17 protein-coding genes are annotated in these 16,609 nt (G+C 71.6%); 10 read left to right on the top strand and 7 right to left on the bottom strand.

Features of this window, described 5'->3' with window-relative positions; all coding sequences use genetic code 11:
* The first annotated feature begins 43 nt into the window (after positions 1-43).
* The 6 genes from urtB to ACFYPM_RS15625 all read left to right on the top strand — a co-directional run bounded on the left by urtB (position 44) and on the right by ACFYPM_RS15625 (position 4,783).
* Positions 44-931: an urea ABC transporter permease subunit UrtB gene (gene urtB, locus ACFYPM_RS15600; protein WP_387196489.1), complete on the top strand. Its 888-nt coding sequence runs from the start codon at positions 44-46 to the stop codon at positions 929-931.
* The gene (gene urtC, locus ACFYPM_RS15605; RefSeq protein ID WP_387196491.1) at positions 928-2,133 is read left to right on the top strand and encodes an urea ABC transporter permease subunit UrtC; all 1,206 of its coding nucleotides are present in this window, start codon (positions 928-930) and stop codon (positions 2,131-2,133) included. The genes urtB and urtC overlap by 4 nt, the downstream gene beginning before the upstream one ends.
* The gene (urtD, locus tag ACFYPM_RS15610) at positions 2,130-2,906 is read left to right on the top strand and encodes an urea ABC transporter ATP-binding protein UrtD (RefSeq protein WP_387196494.1); all 777 of its coding nucleotides are present in this window, start codon (positions 2,130-2,132) and stop codon (positions 2,904-2,906) included. The genes urtC and urtD overlap by 4 nt, the downstream gene beginning before the upstream one ends.
* Complete coding sequence (gene urtE / locus ACFYPM_RS15615) at positions 2,903-3,598, top strand: urea ABC transporter ATP-binding subunit UrtE (RefSeq protein WP_387196497.1); 696 nt, start codon at positions 2,903-2,905, stop codon at positions 3,596-3,598. The genes urtD and urtE overlap by 4 nt, the downstream gene beginning before the upstream one ends.
* A 61-nt stretch (positions 3,599-3,659) precedes the next feature.
* Positions 3,660-4,130 (top strand): molybdenum cofactor biosysynthesis protein, encoded by a 471-nt coding sequence (locus tag ACFYPM_RS15620; RefSeq protein ID WP_387196500.1) that lies wholly within the window; start codon positions 3,660-3,662, stop codon positions 4,128-4,130.
* Positions 4,131-4,261: 131 nt separating this feature from the next.
* A complete protein-coding gene (locus tag ACFYPM_RS15625) occupies positions 4,262-4,783 on the top strand; it encodes a hypothetical protein (protein WP_387196503.1) in 522 nt (173 codons plus the stop codon).
* A gap of 4 nt (positions 4,784-4,787) precedes the next feature.
* Here ACFYPM_RS15625 and ACFYPM_RS15630 read toward each other — a convergent pair whose 3' ends face one another.
* The 4 genes from ACFYPM_RS15630 to ACFYPM_RS15645 form a co-directional block, all read right to left on the bottom strand.
* Positions 4,788-5,165, bottom strand: a complete 378-nt coding sequence (locus ACFYPM_RS15630) for a nuclear transport factor 2 family protein (RefSeq protein WP_357372375.1) — start codon at positions 5,163-5,165, stop codon at positions 4,788-4,790.
* A gap of 104 nt (positions 5,166-5,269) precedes the next feature.
* Entirely contained in the window at positions 5,270-5,689 is a 420-nt protein-coding gene (locus ACFYPM_RS15635) for an ATP-binding protein (protein ID WP_387196507.1), read from the bottom strand.
* Positions 5,690-5,934: 245 nt separating this feature from the next.
* The gene (locus ACFYPM_RS15640) at positions 5,935-6,771 is read right to left on the bottom strand and encodes an oxidoreductase (RefSeq protein ID WP_387196509.1); all 837 of its coding nucleotides are present in this window, start codon (positions 6,769-6,771) and stop codon (positions 5,935-5,937) included.
* Positions 6,772-6,804: 33 nt separating this feature from the next.
* Positions 6,805-7,137 carry a nuclear transport factor 2 family protein gene (locus ACFYPM_RS15645; RefSeq protein ID WP_387196512.1) on the bottom strand — a complete coding sequence of 111 codons (333 nt, stop codon included), beginning with the start codon at positions 7,135-7,137 and terminating at the stop codon, positions 6,805-6,807.
* A gap of 202 nt (positions 7,138-7,339) precedes the next feature.
* Here ACFYPM_RS15645 and ACFYPM_RS15650 point away from each other — a divergent pair, with 202 nt between their 5' ends.
* Positions 7,340-7,726, top strand: coding sequence for a DUF2267 domain-containing protein (locus tag ACFYPM_RS15650; RefSeq protein WP_387196516.1), 387 nt, complete (start codon positions 7,340-7,342; stop codon positions 7,724-7,726).
* Between the two features lie 173 nt (positions 7,727-7,899).
* Positions 7,900-8,862 carry a hypothetical protein gene (locus ACFYPM_RS15655; RefSeq protein WP_387197360.1) on the top strand — a complete coding sequence of 321 codons (963 nt, stop codon included), beginning with the start codon at positions 7,900-7,902 and terminating at the stop codon, positions 8,860-8,862.
* Positions 8,863-8,936: 74 nt separating this feature from the next.
* Here the strand turns inward: ACFYPM_RS15655 and ACFYPM_RS15660 are convergent, their stop codons facing one another.
* From ACFYPM_RS15660 to ACFYPM_RS15670, 3 genes are all read right to left on the bottom strand, one after another.
* The gene (locus ACFYPM_RS15660) at positions 8,937-11,342 is read right to left on the bottom strand and encodes a ricin-type beta-trefoil lectin domain protein (protein WP_387196520.1); all 2,406 of its coding nucleotides are present in this window, start codon (positions 11,340-11,342) and stop codon (positions 8,937-8,939) included.
* A gap of 299 nt (positions 11,343-11,641) precedes the next feature.
* Positions 11,642-13,813, bottom strand: coding sequence for an FxSxx-COOH system tetratricopeptide repeat protein (fxsT, locus tag ACFYPM_RS15665; protein WP_387196523.1), 2,172 nt, complete (start codon positions 13,811-13,813; stop codon positions 11,642-11,644).
* 83 nt (positions 13,814-13,896) lie between these two features.
* Positions 13,897-14,688 (bottom strand): copper resistance protein CopC, encoded by a 792-nt coding sequence (locus ACFYPM_RS15670; protein ID WP_387196526.1) that lies wholly within the window; start codon positions 14,686-14,688, stop codon positions 13,897-13,899.
* Between the two features lie 103 nt (positions 14,689-14,791).
* On the opposite strand from ACFYPM_RS15670, the gene ACFYPM_RS15675 reads away from it, so the two are divergent.
* Entirely contained in the window at positions 14,792-15,256 is a 465-nt protein-coding gene (locus ACFYPM_RS15675; RefSeq protein ID WP_387196529.1) for a hypothetical protein, read from the top strand.
* A gap of 5 nt (positions 15,257-15,261) precedes the next feature.
* Entirely contained in the window at positions 15,262-16,602 is a 1,341-nt protein-coding gene (locus ACFYPM_RS15680; protein WP_387196532.1) for a hypothetical protein, read from the top strand.
* The last annotated feature ends 7 nt before the right edge of the window (positions 16,603-16,609 follow it).

Consider the following 16,609-nt stretch of genomic DNA (forward strand, 5'->3'; position numbering starts at 1 on the left):
GCGGTCCGCCCGGGTCCCCGACCAGCAGTACGGAGTACCCACCGTGACAGTCCTCTTCGGTCAACTCTTCACCGGCATCAGCATCGGCGCGGTGCTGCTGCTCATCGCTCTCGGCCTCGCGCTGACCTTCGGCCAGATGAACGTGATCAACATGGCGCACGGTGAGTTCATCATGGCCGGCGCGTACACCACCTACGTCCTGCAACAGAGCATCACCGGGGCCGGCCTGTCACTGGTGGTCGCACTGCCGGTGGCGTTCGTGGTCGCCGGCACGATGGGCGTCCTGCTGGAGATGCTGCTCATCCGCCGGCTCTACGCCCGACCGTTGGACACCCTGCTGGTCACCTGGGGCGTGTCGCTGATGCTGCAACAGTTGGCGCGCGACGTGTTCGGCAGCCCGAACGTGCAGACCCGCGCCCCCGAACTGCTCACCGGCAACGTGGCGCTGCCCGGAGGGCTGACCATCGCCAACAACCGGCTCTTCATCCTGGCCCTGGCGTTGGCCGCCGTCGCGGCGCTCACCCTGGCGTTACGGCTCAGCCCGCTGGGACGCCGCATTCGCGCCGTGGTGCAGAACCGCGACCTCGCCGCGGTGTCCGGCATCCCGACCGCCCGGGTCGACCGGACGACCTTCTTCGTCGGCTCCGGCCTGGCCGGGGTGGCCGGGGTGGCGCTGACCCTGCTCGGCCCGATCGGCCCGACCATGGGCACCAACCTGATCATCGACGCCTTCCTGGTCGTCGTGGTCGGCGGGATCGGCCAGCTCAAGGGCAGCGTGATCGTCGCCTTCGCCCTCGGCGTGCTCCAGGCCACCGGGGAATACCTGACCACCCTCAGCGTCGCCAAGGTGATCGTGTTCGTGGCGATCGTCGCGTTCCTTCAGTGGCGGCCACAGGGCCTGTTCACCCTGCGGACCAGGAGCCTCGCATGACCGCCGTCACCCCCGCGCCGCCGAGCACCCCCGCGCCGCCCAGCACCGCCGTCCGCCCGCCCGACGGCGCCGAACCACCGGGCCGGCCCGAGGGCCGCTCCCGGCTGCGGACGGCGGCCGGCTTCGCGTTCGGCGCGGCACTGCTGTTCGCCGTGGCGCCGCTGCTGCTGTCGGACTTCCGGCTGGCCCTGCTCGCCAAGTATCTCTGCGTCGCCATGGTGGCTGTCGGCATCGGGATCGCCTGGGGCCGGGGCGGGATGCTCACCCTCGGCCAGGGCGTCTTCTTCGGCCTCGGCGGCTACGCGATGGCCATGCACCTCAAGCTCGCCGACGCGGGTCCCGGTGGGATGCCCGACTTCATGCAACTGTACGGGCAGCTCGACGAACTGCCGCTGTGGTGGCGGCCGTTCGCCAGCCCGTGGTTCGCGCTGCCCGCGACGGTGCTGCTGCCGATGGCCGTCGCCTTCGGGCTCGGCTCGCTTGTCTTCCGCCGCCGCGTCCGGGGCGCGTACTTCGCCATCCTCAGCCAGGCGCTCGCGGCCGCCATGGTGATCCTGCTGATCGGACAGCAGGGCACCACAGGTGGCACCAACGGGCTGACCGACATCAAGGGCTTCTTCGGCTACAACCTCGACGACCCGGTCAACCAGCGAATGGTCTACTTCATCATCGCCGGCACGCTGCTGGCGTTGCTCGCGCTGGCCCGTCAACTCATTCAGAGTCGCTACGGTGAGCTGCTGGTGGCGGTCCGCGACGGTGAGGAGCGGGTCCGGTTCCTCGGCTACGACCCGGCGTCGGTCAAGCTTGTCGCGTACGTCGTGGCGGCCGGGATGGCGGGGCTGGCCGGGGCGCTGTTCGTGCCGGCGGTGGGCATCATCTCGCCCGCGCTGATCGGCATCGTCCCGTCGATCGAGTTCGTCATCGGCGTCGCGGTGGGCGGCCGGGCCAGTCTGCTCGGCCCGGTGCTCGGCGCGGTGGCGGTGGCCTGGGCGCGTACCGCCCTGTCGGAGCGGTTTCCCGGCACCTGGACGTACCTGCAGGGTTTGCTCTTCGTGGTGGTGGTGGCGTTCCTTCCCGGTGGCCTGGCGTCGCTGTGGGCGCTGGCCCGCCGCCGGGAGGGCGGCGGCGTGGCAGCGCGTCGGCGTGGGTGGTTACCGACGGGTCGACGACGCGCCGAGCGGGCGGAGGTGCCGGCGGCATGAGCGAGGAGCGGCTGGACGGGTTGTCCGTCCGTGACGTGCGGGTCAGCTTCGACGGGTTCACCGCCGTCGACGGTGTCTCGTTGGAGGTGCCCGCCGGTGACATCCGGTTCCTCATCGGGCCGAACGGCGCCGGCAAGACCACCCTGGTCGACGCGATCACCGGCCTGGTCCGGGCCACCGGTTCGGTCCGCTTCGGCGAGCACGAGCTGCTGGGCCGTCCGGTGCACCGGATCAGCCGGTTGGGCATCGGGCGCACGTTCCAGACGTCGACGGTCTTCGAGGAGCTGTCGGTGTTGCAGAACCTCGACATCGCGGCGGGTGCCCGTCGTAGTTGGGCGACCCTGGCCCGACGTCGGCGCGCCATTCCCGACGAGGTGGCCGCGGCGCTGGAGACCATCGGGCTGACCGGGCGGGCCGGGCACCTCGCCGGGACGCTCGCGCACGGCCAGAAGCAGTGGCTGGAGATCGGCATGCTGCTGGTGCAGGACGTCCGGCTGCTGCTGCTCGACGAGCCGGTCGCCGGGATGAGTCACGAGGAACGCGACGCCACCGGCGCCCTGCTGGAGACGGTGAGCCGGGACCGCACGGTGGTGGTGATCGAGCACGACATGGACTTCCTGCGTCGGTTCGCGCGCACCGTCACGGTGTTGCACGCCGGTCGGGTGCTCAGCGAGGGCACGGTGGCGCAGGTCCAGGCGGACCCGCGCGTGCAGGAGGTCTACCTTGGCCACCCGGTCGACGCCGGGTCGGCCCCCACGGTCCGGGAGGCATGATGCTGACGCTGCGCGGGGTGCACGCCGGGTACGGGCGCTCTCAGGTGCTGCACGGGGTGGACCTCGCCGTCCCGCCCGACGGGGTGGCCGCCGTGCTCGGGCACAACGGCGCCGGCAAGAGCACCCTGTTGCGGGTCGCGGCCGGACTGCTGCGCCCGAGTGCCGGCACCGTCGAGCTGGACGGCGAGGACATCACCCGTCTCGGGCCGCACGAGCGGGTGGCGCGGGGCATGGCGTACGTCCCGCAGGGCCAGCAGAGCTTCCCGCACCTGACCGCCGCCGAGAATCTGCGGCTCGTCGCCGACGGGCGGCGCGACGGTGCGGTGGCCACCGCGGAGGTGCTGGACCTGTTTCCGGCGTTGCGGCCGTTGCTCCGGCGCCGGGCCGGGTTGCTCTCCGGCGGTCAGCGGCAGCAACTGGCCATCGCCCGGGCACTGATCACCCGGCCGAGGTTGCTGATGCTCGACGAGCCGACCGAGGGCATCCAGCCGTCGGTGGTCGCCGAGATCCAGGAACGGATCGTCGAGCTGACCCGGCAGTCCGGGTTCAACGTGCTGCTCGTCGAGCAGCACCTGGGCTTCGCGTTGCGGGTGGCGAACCGCTACCACGTGCTGGAGTCCGGCCGGGTCACCTCACACGGCGACGGGGGTGTCACGGCGGAACGGGAGGTCCGGGCGGCCCTGGCCGTGTGAGCCGGCGGCGGGGTCTGCCGACCTGACCCGGAAGTCCTCCCCGGTTCGTAGAATCCCTGCCATGCCGGAGATCGTCGAGTTGCTGGCCTCGCCCGTGCACCGCTTCCTGGGCCGGCCCGCCGACGGCCCCGCGCCGGCCCCACCCGGTGAGCTGGTCGATGCCGTCCGGATCCGGGCACACCTCGGCATCGTCGGCGACCGGTACTTCGGCCAGCAGGCGCACCGCGACGCCAGCGTCACCGTCATCGCCCGGGAGTCACTGCCGGTCGGTACCGGCCTGGCTGAGGTCCGGCGCAACATCCTCACCACCGGCATCGCGGTGGACGAGCTGATCGGCAGGGTGCTGGTGCTGGACTCCGGCGACGGCCCGGTGAGCCTGCGGGTCAACCGGGCGGCCCGGCCCTGCGCCTGGATGGACGTCACCGTCGACCCGGGGGCGTGGAAGGCGCTGCGCACCACCGGTGGCATCCGCTGCACGCCACTGACCGACGGGACCCTGCGCATCGGGCCGATCGACGCCACGGTGAGCTGAGCAAACGCGATTCGGTGAGGTGACTCCGGCATCCGCCGGCGCGTGGTAGAACCAACACGCGCGCCGGTCCGCGGAGCTGGGGGCAGATCCGAGCCGGCCGGACGGGACCTGATCCGAACAGGGGTGGTGGATTGATCCACGAGCTGCGGCAGCTCATCGAGGAGCTGCGGGTGGATCTGGCGGACCAGCCGGCGAGCCTGGCGTTCGCCGAGTTCGGCGAGGGCGCCGCCATCGATGCCGTTCCGCCGGGTCTGCCGGACGACCTGCGGGACCTGCTGCTGGTCGCCGACGGGCTGCGCGCCGGTCGGGTCGAGCTGGCGTCCGCGTCGACCCTCGCGGGGATCCAGTACCACCTCGACTACGCGCCGGACTTCTCGTCCATCCCGGAGGACCGGGCGGGCTGGCTGGTGGTCGGCACCCGCAGCGACGAGCCGATCTTCCTGGACCGCGGCACGGGCGCCGTCTGGTATTTCCCGCCGAACGGCACCGAGTGGTTCATGTCCGACACGTTCGAGGAGCTCGCCCCCGACCTCGGCTCCTTCGTGGACTACTACCTGCTCGGCCCGGGTTATGCCGAGCTGACCCCCGGCGACGACAGGTGGTTCGCGTTCCTCGACGAGCAGGGCCTGCTCGACACCGACGACGAGAGCTGAGGGGTCAGACCGGGCTGACGTGCGCGGCGAGGACCCGCCAGCCGTGCGGGTCGTCGTGGACCCAGGTCCGGGTGTAGCGCAGGCGCGCCGCGAACGCCGCCCCCTCGTACACCCCGGCCACCCGGCCGAGGAAGAACGTCACCCCGGTCTTTCCGACGACGAGCAGGTCCAACTCCTCCTCGACCAACTCCTCCACCACCGAGCGACGGTCCCGGTGGGCGGCCAGGTCATCCTGCTTGGTGTACGTCCCGCCGTCCGGGCCGACGGCGATCAGCTGGTCGACGAGCAGTTGGTCGAGGGCGGCCACGTCGCCGGCCCGCTGGGCGGCCTGCAGGGTCCGCTCGGCATCGAGCAGCTCTGCCTCGCGTGCGCTGTCCGGCATCGTGGCGTCCTCCCGATCGGTGTCGGCCCGGTGTCACCATCAGCCCGGGCTGTCCGCATTGTGGCAGCCGGCGCGGCCCGCGGCGGGTGGATCGCCGGCGGCGGTCACAGGCTCAGGCGAATCCGTACGACCGTCTCGTCCGGGCTGGTGAGCACGGCGACCACGTCGCAGATCTGCTCCACGATCGCCAGCCCTCGACCCCGTATCGCGTCGGCGGCCGGCATGCGTCGGCCCAGCGCCCGGGTCGGCCCCCGGTCGACGACGTCGCAGAACAGCTGACCCGAATCGACCCAGAGCCGGACCCGGCCGCCGCCGGTGGTGTGCTGCAACGTGTTGGTGGCCAGCTCGCTGACCGCGAGCGTCAGCAGCTCCACCCGCTCGGGCGGCAGGCCGCGGGCCAGCGCCCCGACGCTGACGAACGCGCGGAGCGCGCGCACGTCCGTCGCGACCTGGTAGGACATGGTGTCCGCGAGAGGGGCGGGGACGCTCTGCTCGGCCACGGCCTCCGGTCGCTCGGCCGGCATCAACCCGCCATCGGTGGGTTGTCGGCGACCGTCACCACGACAGGCCCGGGTGCGGGGATCATGCGAGCCGCGAAGTGCGCCATCGGGCAGCAGCAACCCTTCTCCTAGCGACAGCTGTTGTCGGCACATCATGTCACCCGTTGGTGCGCGGGCCGTCCCACCCGTTCGGCGGTCGATCCGGCGACGCCCGGTCATGCCTGCCGCACCGCCGCCCGGACGGTGGTGTCGGTCGGGGGCCGCGCCGGTCAGGGGGCCGGCTCGAAGGCGATGGACTCGCTCAACTCGCGCCACCGCGCGTCGGACGCGGCCAGCGCCTCGGCGGCAGCCGAGGCGCCCGCCACGGCATCGGCGCCGAGCAGCAGCCGCAGGGGCGGGTCGTCGACCCGGGTGATCTGGATGATCGCCTGAGCGGCGCGGGCCGGGTCGCCCGGCTGGTTGCCGCTGGCCTGGCGGAGCCGTTGCACGGCCGGATCGATGACCGACCGGTACGGGTCGCTGATCGGCAGCATGCTCATCGACGAGCCAGCCCAGTCGGTCCGCAACGCGCCCGGCTCCACGCTGGTGATCCGGATCCCGAACCCCTCGACCTCCTTGGCGAGCACCCCGGACAAGCCGCTGACCGCCCACTTGGCGGCCTGGTACGCGCCCAGGCCGGTGCTGGCGACCCGGCTGCCGACGCTGGAGATCTGGAGGATGTGCCCGCGCCCCTGGGAGCGCATCGCCGGCAGGGCGGCGCGGGAGAGATTGACCACCCCGTAGAAGTTGGCCTCGATCTGGGCCCGTAAGTTGTCCTCCGGCATGTCCTCGATCGAGGCGACGTCGGCGTACCCGGCGTTGTTGACCAGGATGTCGAGGCTGCCGAACGTGTCCACGGCGCTGCGGGCGACGGCGTGGGCGGCAGCGGGGTCGGTGACGTCGAGGGCCACCGTCCTGACCCGCTCGCCGTAGGTGTCGCTCAGGGCGTCGAGCTGGGCCGGGTTGCGCGCGGTGGCGACCAGGTGGTCGCCGTCGGCCAGCACGGCCTCGGCGAGCGCACGACCGAGACCTCGGGAACAACCGGTGATGAGCCAGACTCGCGGCACGTGGTCTCCTCCTGGCTGGCGCGTGGGCGGCTGCTAGGGGCGGATGTCCAGCGCGCCAACCAGGTCGTCGCGCAGGGTGAACCGGTAGCGCAGTTCGATCGGGCTGCCGGGAAAGTCGCCGGACACCCGGGTGCGGACCAGGTACGAGTCGCCCGCCTGCGCTGTGACACCGACCGGCTCGGCAGAGTACGAGGAGGCCTCCGTCGTCTTCTGCCGCCAGGCGCGGATCGAGGCCCGTCCGTCGTAGAGCCGGTCGGAGTCGGCGACGCTCGCGGTGTCCGCGAAGCAGGCGACGAAGGCATCCAGGTCCCGGTCGTTGACGGCCCGGAAGTACCTGTTGATCACGTCGGGCAGGTCCACCGCCATCTGCTCCTCCTGCGGCACGGGCCGCCGTCGGGTTCCCGGTCCGACCTCACCGTACGAGAAGCGGACGGCACCGCGCGGGGCAACGATCAGAACGACCGGGCGGGCGGTCAGGACGTGCCGAGCACGCCGTCCGGGCCGTCGGGCGGGGTTTGCCGCCGGTGGTCCCGGGTAGCCACGCCTTTCCGAAGCGAAGGGCGGGGGCATGGCCGAGTTGGGGTTCGTCGACAAGGTCGCGGCGCGGGCGGGCATCCCGCCGGAGCAGGCGCACGCACTGACCGAGGCTGTTCTGCGGACCCTGACCGAGCGCCTGAGCGGCGGTGAGGCAGGCGCGTTGGCCCCCCATTTCGCCGACGAGTTGAGCCCGCTGCTGGTCAAGGCCGCGGAGCCGCCGGAGGCGTTCGGCTCCGACGAGTTCCTGCGCCGGGTGGCCGACCGCGCCGGGATCGACCGGCCCGCCGCCGAGCGGGGCGCTCGCGCAGTCCTGCAGACGATGCACCGGGTGGTCGGGCACCGGGAGTTCGAGGACGCCCTGGCCCAGCTCCCGGCGGAGCTGCGGGCGCTGTCGCAGCCACTGCCGCAGGGCCCCTGACCGACGCGGGTACCGCCGGACGCCCAGGTACCGATGACCGTTCGGTCCCTGGCGTGCCGGGTGCGGCACGGGCTCTACTGTGCGTGACCAATTGAACGCGCAGTGGTGTTGCCCGGCCGCGCCCCACGCCGGTCATGCGCTGCTCCGATGCGAGGAGCGTCCCCTTGACGTCAGTGGTGTCCCCGCGTTCCCTGCTGACCATCGCGACGACGGCAGTCGTCGCCCTGACCACCGTCGCCCCCACTCCCGCCACCGCCTCCCCGCGCACCTACCGGGTCGTCGACCTCGGCACCCTGAGCGGAGGCGACGGCGCCGCGACGGCGATGAACGACCGCGGCGACATCGTCGGCTGGAGCACCGTCGCCAGCGGCGCCCGGCACGCCGTGCGCTGGCGACACGGCGTCATCACCGACCTGGGCGTCCTGCCAGGTGACACGGATTCCGCAGCCGTGGACGTCAACGAGTTCGGCGACGTGGCGATCACCTCGTTCGGCGCCGACTACCTGACCCGCGCCGTGCTCTGGCGTGCCGGCCACCTCGTCGACCTGGGCACCCTGGGCGGGGAGAACAGCGTGGCGATCGGCGTCAACGACCGGGGGCAGGTGCTCGGCACCAGCGAACCCGCAGGCGAGATGCCACACCGGTTCCTGTGGCGCAACGGCTCCTTCACCGACCTCGGTCTGCAGTACTTCTACGAGTTCACCGCCGATTTCAACAACGCCGGTGACGTGGTGGGCGGGTGGAACGTGCCGCCGCAGGACTACCCGTGCACCTGCGTCGGCGGCTTGTTACACCGCGGTGTGCTCACCCAGATCGGCAGCGAGGCCAGCGGGATCAACAACCGGGGTCAGGTGGTGGGCGCGGCCAACGGGCGGGCGTTCCGCTGGCAGAACGGGACGCTCACCGACCTGGGTACGCTCGGCGGCGGCTGGAGCCGGGCCACCGCGATCAACGACCGGGGCGACGTGGTGGGCCAGAGCACCACCACCGGCCAGTGGCGGCCGTTCTTCTGGCGCGACGGGGTGATGACCGACCTGACCACGCGGGGCGTGCTGGAGACCGACGTGATCGAGGACATCAACCTCCGGGGTCAGCTGGTCGGCGCTCGGGTGAACCGGCCGGTGCTGTTCCGCTGAGCGTCGGTCCGGTCCCGGCGGGGCGGCCCGGGGGCGCGACCCGACCCGCCGGTCGGGCCACGCCCCCGTCGAGGTCAGCCGGTGACCCCGCTGCCGATCACCCACTTCTGGTGCGCGCCGCCCGAGTACGTGCCGAGCTGGATCTGGGTGCGGTCGGCGCTGCTGCCGCCGGCTGCCTCCAGGACCTTGCCGGACTGCGGATTGCGGATCGACCCGTCGGACTGCGGCTGCCAGACCTGCGCCGCGGTGCCGTTGCACGTCCAGAGCTGAACCTTCGTGCCGTTCGCGGTGCCGGCGTTGTCCACGTCCAGGCACTTGCCCAGCACCCGGTACGTGTCGCCGACCTTCGTCCACGACTGCGCCGTGGTGCCGTTGCAGGTCCAGAGCTGGATCTTCGTGCCGTCGGCGGTGCCCGCGTTGTCGACGTCCAGGCACTTGCCACCGACGCCGGTGATGCTCCCGCCGGCCGGCGGCGGAGGGCTGCCCGGGATCGAGTTGAGCGTGTACCACGCCTCGGTGCTCCACAGTGACTGGCCGGTGGTGGAGGCGAACGGGCGCGGCGAGCGCAGGTGCACCACCCGGCCGGCCTTGCGGCCGGGCACCGTGAGGCTCACCTTCTTCCCGTCCGACGAGAGGGTGGCCGAGGTGACGGTCAGCGTCTCCTCGTCGATCTTCGGCCCGCCGTAGTTCGACGTCGCCACGTACCGCCACTGCTTGATCTTGTAACGCGTGGCCAGTCCGGCGGCGGTCTCCGTCGAGACGGGCTGGGTGTACTCGACCTCGAAGCCGGTCGTGGTGGCCCGCATGGCGAGCATCTCGAACGTGGTGGCGGTGTTCGGGGTGAGCTTCTGCAGGCCGTACGACAGCTTGCCGGTCTGACCCCAGTTGCCGCCCGCGCCGAGCCCGCCGACGTAGATCGCGCCGTCCGGGCCGACGTTGACCTCCGAGACGCCCGCCTCCAGGCCCTGGGTGAGCCGGAACAGCGCACCCTGGTACTCGCCGTTGATCTTCTCCACGTTGGCCCGCTGGAGGCCGCCGTACGTCACGTCGCCGATGACGAACTGGCCGGCGTATCGGCCGCTGGTCAGGTACAGCGGCGTGCTGGGCGAATTGGCGATCTCGTTCTGCGGCATCCAGAGCACCGGGGACGTGACAGGTGCGGTGTCGAACGGGCCGGCCGGGTTGGTGTAGTGGTTGAAGAAGCGTCCCTGCTTGATGTGCACCAGTTTCGACGAGGGCAGCCAGCCGCCCTGGTTGTCGGTGACGAAGATGCCGCCCTCCGGACCCCAACTGATGCCGTGCGGGGTACGCAGGCCGCCGGCGACGTAGCTGACCGCGCCGGTGTCCTTGTTGACCTTGAGGGTGGTGCCCCGGTTGACGGCGGGCTGCGGGTTGGTGGTGGCACCGCCGGAGTTGATCGACACCGACAGGTTCAGGTAGAAGAACCCGTCCTGGTAGAGCAGCCCGAACGCGAACTCGTGGAAGTTGCCGCCGTACGGCCAGGTGGCGACGGTTTCCAGGCGCTCGGCCACCTCGTCGCCGCCGGTGTTGACCAGCCGGGTCAGCCGCTGCTTCTCCGAGACGTAGACCACCCCGTCGACGACCTTGAGCCCCTGCGGCTCCTTCAGCCCGCTGGCGATCCGCTTGGTGGTCACGGCGCCCGGGGTGGTCGCGCCGCCGGTGTTGCCGAGGATCCAGACCTCACCGTCCTGGGAGGTGCCGGACTGGTCGCTGCCGCCCCAGGTCGAGATGACCAGCCGGCCGTCGGTCAGCCAGTCCATCCCGGTGACCTTCGGCTGGAAGCCGCTGGGCCGCAGATTGGTGAGCGTGTAGCCGGGGTGCACCCCGGTCAGCGGCAGGCCGTCGCCGGGGGTGTCGGCGATGCCCTCGCACTCCTTGCGGCCCGGCGCGGTCACCCGGACCACGCCGGCGTCGGTGCTCAACGCCGAATTCGGTACGACCACGAAGGACGACGAGCCGGGCGTCTTCCACTCCAGGGTGATCTGCTGCCCGCCGCCTCGCTCGAAGTGGTCGATGCGCAGTGGGTGCAGGCCGGCGGTGAGGGTGACGGTGCCCTCCTTCGGCGGCGTCGCGCCGTGCAGGCCGTCGTGGTTGATCACGACGGTGTTGTCGATCGCCAGTGTGGACCCGTCGTCGCTGCTGAGCCGGAACGTGTAGCTGCCGGCCTGGGTGGTGGTGATGTTGCCGAGCACCTGCGAGACGAAGTTGTCCTCGAAGCCGAAGTCGGACGCCGAGGTCCAGTTGATGGTGGACATGAGCTTGTCCACGTTGGGGGTCTGCGCGGGCTTGAGGGTGCACAGTTCGGAGAGGGGCACCTGCACGTCGAAGACGCGCAGCGTGACGCCAGGCTCCTGCGCGGGCGCGGCGGTGGCCGGAGCGGCCCAGAGGCCGGTGGTGAGGACGAGTGCGAGCGCACCCAGGACGGGTTGGGGGAGTCGGCGTTGCAGGCGTGAGCCCATCGTTCCTCCAGGAGGCAGTGGAGTGTCCGACGGCCGGTGCGAGGCAGCGGTGAGGATGGCCGTCGGCCCCGGGTCCGTAACGTCCTCGACGCCGACGAGTGACATTGTGGAAACACCGGGTTGATGAGTCGAGACATTAAGGTGTTTCGATTGGAGTGTCCATGGCTTCGCGTCGATACATCAAAAGTTCCCGATGTCCGTGCGAAAGTTCGCGGCACTTGCCGGAAATTCCCCGATACCTCGACCGCCCACCACCGGGCGAGGGTGGCGCCCGCGGCAGTGCGGCGGGGCGCGGGCGGTCAGCTATCGGCCAGGGCAAGCGCCTGTCGGGCGTCGACGGTCTCCCGATGGTCCGGGCCGCGCCGAGCTTCCAGGATGGTCAGCGCCCGCTGCGCCAGCCCGCGCGCCGTGGTCATCTGGCCGAGACTGCAGTGCAGGCACGCGAGCACCGTGAGGGCGCATCCGACATCGGGGTGGTTCCGGCCCTGCGCCGACTCGTGGATGTGCACCGCCCGGGCCGCCAACGGCACGCCACGGGCCGGCTCGCCGAGATCGTCGTGCAGGCGCGCCAGAATCGTCAGCACGACGCCGACGTAGGGGTGATCCTTGCCGTAGGCGGCCTCGTAGATACGCAGACCCCGATCCGCCTGCTCGATGGCCTCGCGATGGTGGCCGAGCTCACGATTGACGCGAGCGAGGATGTTGAGGTCGCCGCCGACGTACGGGTGACTGCGCCCAAGCGTCGTCTCGTCGATCGCCAGTGCCCGCTCGGCGAACGGACGTGCTTCGGCGGGACGGCCGAGGTCGTTCAACACCCACCCGAGAACTTTCAGCACGCCGCCCAGCTCGGGATTGTCCCGACGCGGCTCGGTCTCAAAGATCGCCAGTGCCCGCTGGGCGAGGGGCAGCGCGATGGTGGGCTGGCCCTGGTCGCGTTGGATCCGGGCCAGGGTCATCAGGGCGGATCCGACGGCGGCATGATTCGGGCCGTACAACGCCTCGGTGACCGCACGAGCTCTCTCGGCCAGGGGCAGCGCCGAGTCCGGGTCACCGATCGTGCGGAGGTACCGGGCCGCCAGGTTCAGGAGTTCGCCGACACCGGCGGACTCTCGTGCGGCGCCGACGACGGTGATGACGTGCGGAAGGTTCACCTGCCAGCCGGGCCACCGGGACGGGCCGCTCTCCACATCCGCGGGCAGGGCGGCCAGCAGCAGGTCGCACAGCGTGCGGTACGTGGCATCGCGTCGGTCGGAGGTCAGGCCGGAGCGCACCGCCGCCTGGACGAGCCGGTGGAACACCAGCCGGGAACCGTTGCGCCGGGCGAGACTCAGGCCCACCAGGTCACCGACGACGGTGTTCCACTCCACCGGGTCGGGGCACGCCGAGCGCAGGGGCTCGTCCAGCAACGTCGGATGCCGGGAGAAGAGGTCCGTCGGGATCGGCTCGGGAGCCAGTAACGCACACAGCTCGAGCAGCCGCACGGCGGCCGGCCGAACGCGCTGGAGCTGACGCAGATTCAACTCCCACAGGGTGCCCACCACCACACCCGGTCGGTCGGCCACGGTGCCGTGTCCGAGCATCTGGTCCATGCGCAGGGTCAGCAGGTCCACGTACTCCTCGGGCGGTGTGGCGGTGCGCTCCAGATAGGCCGCTGACTGCTCCAGCGCCAGGGGTAGATCGCCGAGCAACTCGGCGATCCGGTCGGCATGGGCCTCGGACAGGCTGGGCACCCGGCTGACCAGCAGGTCGATCGACTCGGCCCGCTCGAAGAGGTCCACGTCGATACTGCTGCCGAACGCCCGCCAGCCGGCCCGGCGCGTCGTCACGATCACGTGGCCGGTGCGCGTGGCCCGGCCGGACGGCATGAACCGTAGGAGGTCCTCCGGGTCCTCGGCGTTGTCGAAGATCAGTAGCCACCGCCCCCGCTGCGCCAGCAGCCGGTACACGGCCCCCACCGCTTGGTCGGGCTGCACTCCGCTGAGGCCGAGCTCCCCTGCCATCGCCACGAACTGGGACATCAGGATCTCGGCTCGTTCGGCGTCGATGAAGGCCACGAACCGATACCTGTCCTGGTACCGGTAGGCGTACTCGATCGAGGTCTGGGTCTTGCCGACCCCACCCATGCCATGCAACGCGTGGATCGAGGCGGTGCCACCCGAGGTCAACGCGGACCGCAGCCGACGCAGCGCGGAGGAGCGGCCGGTGAAGTTCGGGTGGCGGGCCGGCAGCCGGAAGCTGTCCACGACGATCTGGTCGGCGGACCGGCCGTGCCGGGAGGACGGCCACAGGCCGATCACCGCCACCGGAGCCAGCAACAGGAGAATGAGCCACGGATAGCGGCGAACCAGATCCAACGGTCCCGGCCAACGCTCCTGAGTGGAGGCCGCGTTGAACGCGAGGCTTCCCACGAAGAGCACGGCCAACCCGGCGCCAACCGAACCCAGCGCCTTGATGCCGCCGCCCGGTCGCATGGTGGTCACTCTGCCGTACCGGGTGCCCGAGCGGTACGTCCTACGGTGCCGACAACACCTGTCTGGACGGACGTGACCACGCCCTAGCGGCGGCCGCGTCGCGCCGGCCTGCCGGTCGTGCCGGCGCGTGGCCGGGTGGCGCCGCCGGATCGACGGGGCGTGGGCTTGCGCCGGGCCGCCACGAGGATGATCGTGCCGACGACCCCCACGATGGCAGCGGGCAGCACCCACGCGGGGAGCCCTCGATCTGGCGGGGACACCGACGGTGCCGCTGTCGGAGTGTCCGCCGGGGCCGCGGTCGCGGCGGGCGCGGCGGACGCCGACCCCTCGCCCTCGGCCAGGGCCAGCAGCGCCGGATCCGGCCCGGCCGTCGGTGCCGTCCAACCGGCCGGCGCCGCCGTGGTACGCCCCTGGTAGTCGAAGGTGACGGCGCCGCGTACCGCCTCACCGTCCGAGGCGACGGAGAGGTAGCTGGCGGTGTAGCGACCCTTCGTCGGCCAGTGCGCGACGGTCACCATGGCCGGGAAGCCGGTGTGGTAGAGCCGGGGCTCGAACACGCCGTTGACCATGAAGTACTCCGTGACCGGCTTGTCGAGTCGCTTGGGCTCGCCGAGGGACCAGCCGTTGTCCACCCGCGAGCCGTTCGGCCCGCTGATGGTGAAGTGCGCGTTGGTGGCCGGTTGCTCGGTGAAGTACAGGGCCAACTGGGTCAGGGGCTCGCGCACGACGGTGCCGGTCAGCGGGGTGGAGGTGGCCAACTGGCCGTGCGCGGACGCCGGAGCGGCGGGCAGCAGCAGCGACACCACAAGCGTCGCGGCCACCGCCGCCAGCACGCGGCTCAGGGTGTCACGCGCAGTGACCGACCTCGATCTCATTCGTTCATCATGGTCATTTCCCCTCTGCCGAACAAGACGTAGAGTTCTCCTCCCCGACTCTCACCTCGACACCCGTCCCCCTCGCGTCGTTCGGAGTCCGCCCGTGTTCGTCCGTACCCCCGCCACCCGCGCCTCTGCCGCCGTCGCCGCCGGTGTCCTCACCACCCTGCTGGTCACCGGCTGTGGGCACGACGACGACCCGTTCGTGGCTACCCCCTCCGCGCCAGCCACGTCCGCCGCACCGCCGGGCGCCGTCACCACCGCGCCGAGCCCGACGGCCAGCCCCACCCCGAGCGCACCGGCGGCCGACCGCGAGATCGTCGTGACGATCGCGAAGCGGCGGATCAGTCCGCCGACCGGACGGATCACCGTGGACAAGGGCGAGCTGGTCCGCATCACGGTCACCTCGGACGTGGCGGACGAGTTGCACGTGCACGGCTACGACCTGGGCGCCCGGCTTCCCGCCGGCAAGCCCGGCTCGGTGGAGTTCCGGGCCGACAAGACCGGTCTGTTCGAGGTGGAGACGCACGAGACCGAGCTGGTGCTGTTTCAACTCGTCGTCCGCTGACCGACATGACCACCCCCGAAACGGTGCTGGCGCACGGCGTCGGCGGCCGACAGGACCTGCCGATCACGCTGCCGCAGCTGGTCGTCGCCGCCGCCCTGACCCTCGTCGTCACGTTCGTGGCGCTGGGCCTGCTCTGGCGCGAACCCCGGCTCGACCGGGACGCCGTCGGCGGTCGCCAGGTGCCGCGCTGGCTCGCCCGGCTCATCGACGCGCCCACGTTCCGCTGGGCGCTGCGCGGGCTCGGCCTGCTCGCCGCCGGCTGGTTCTGCGTGGGTCTGCTGGGCGGGCCGGACACCACCGACAACCCGACGGCAGGTGCGCTCTACGTGCTGCTCTGGGTCGGGCTGGCGCCACTGTCGCTGCTGCTCGGCCCGGTCTGGCGGGCGCTCAACCCGCTGCGGACCGTGCACCTGCTCGCTACGCTGGCGCTGCGCCGCGACCGGGACCGCGGGATTCGTGAGCTGCCGCCCGGTGTGGGTCTGTGGCCGGCCGCCGGCACGCTGTTCGGTTTCGTCTGGCTGGAGCTTGTCGCACCCGACCGGGCCACCCTGCCGGTCATCACCGCCTGGCTCGCCGCGTACGCGGTGGTCATGCTGGTCGGGGCGGCGCTGTTCGGCGCCGCCTGGTTCGACCACGCCGACCCGTTCGAGACGTACAGCTCCCTGATCGGTCAGCTCGCCCCGATCGGCCGTGCCGCGGACGGCGTGCTGGTCTGGCGCAACCCGCTCGACGGGATCGCCGGGCTGTGGCCCCGCCCCGGGCTGGTCGCCGTGGTGATCGTGCTGCTCGGCTCGACCATGTACGACAGCCTCTCCAACGCGCCAGCCTGGCTGCGCTTCGGCCAGGAGAACGGCCTGCACCCGGCGGCCACCGGCAGCGGGGGACTGGTCCTGGTCATCGCCGCCGTCGCGGTGGCGTACCTGCTCGCCACCGCGGCCGCGGCGCGCATCGGCCGGGCCGACCCGGCCGACGCCCGAGCGGTGCCGGGCGAGATCGCCCACTCGATCGTGCCGATCGCGGTGGGCTACGTGGTGGCGCACTACTACTCGCTGCTGATCCTGGAGGGCCAACGCACCGTCGCGTTGCTCTCCGACCCGCTGGGCACCGGCGCCAACTGGCTCGGCACCGCCGACTGGGAGCCGCACACCGGGCTGGTCACACCCTCCGGGGTGGCCACCCTCCAGATCACCGTCATCATCCTGGGACATCTGGTCGGCACACTGCTCGCCCACGACCGCGCCCTGTACCTGTTCCCCCGGGCTCGGGCGGTGGCCGGTCAACTCCCGCTGCTGGCGCTGATGGTCGCGTACACCGTCGGCGGTCTGCTGCTGCTCTACGCGGGGTAGTCCCGCC

Origin of the sequence: Micromonospora sp. NPDC005203, assembly GCF_042872705.1 — a bacterium.
Lineage (GTDB): Bacteria > Actinomycetota > Actinomycetes > Mycobacteriales > Micromonosporaceae > Micromonospora.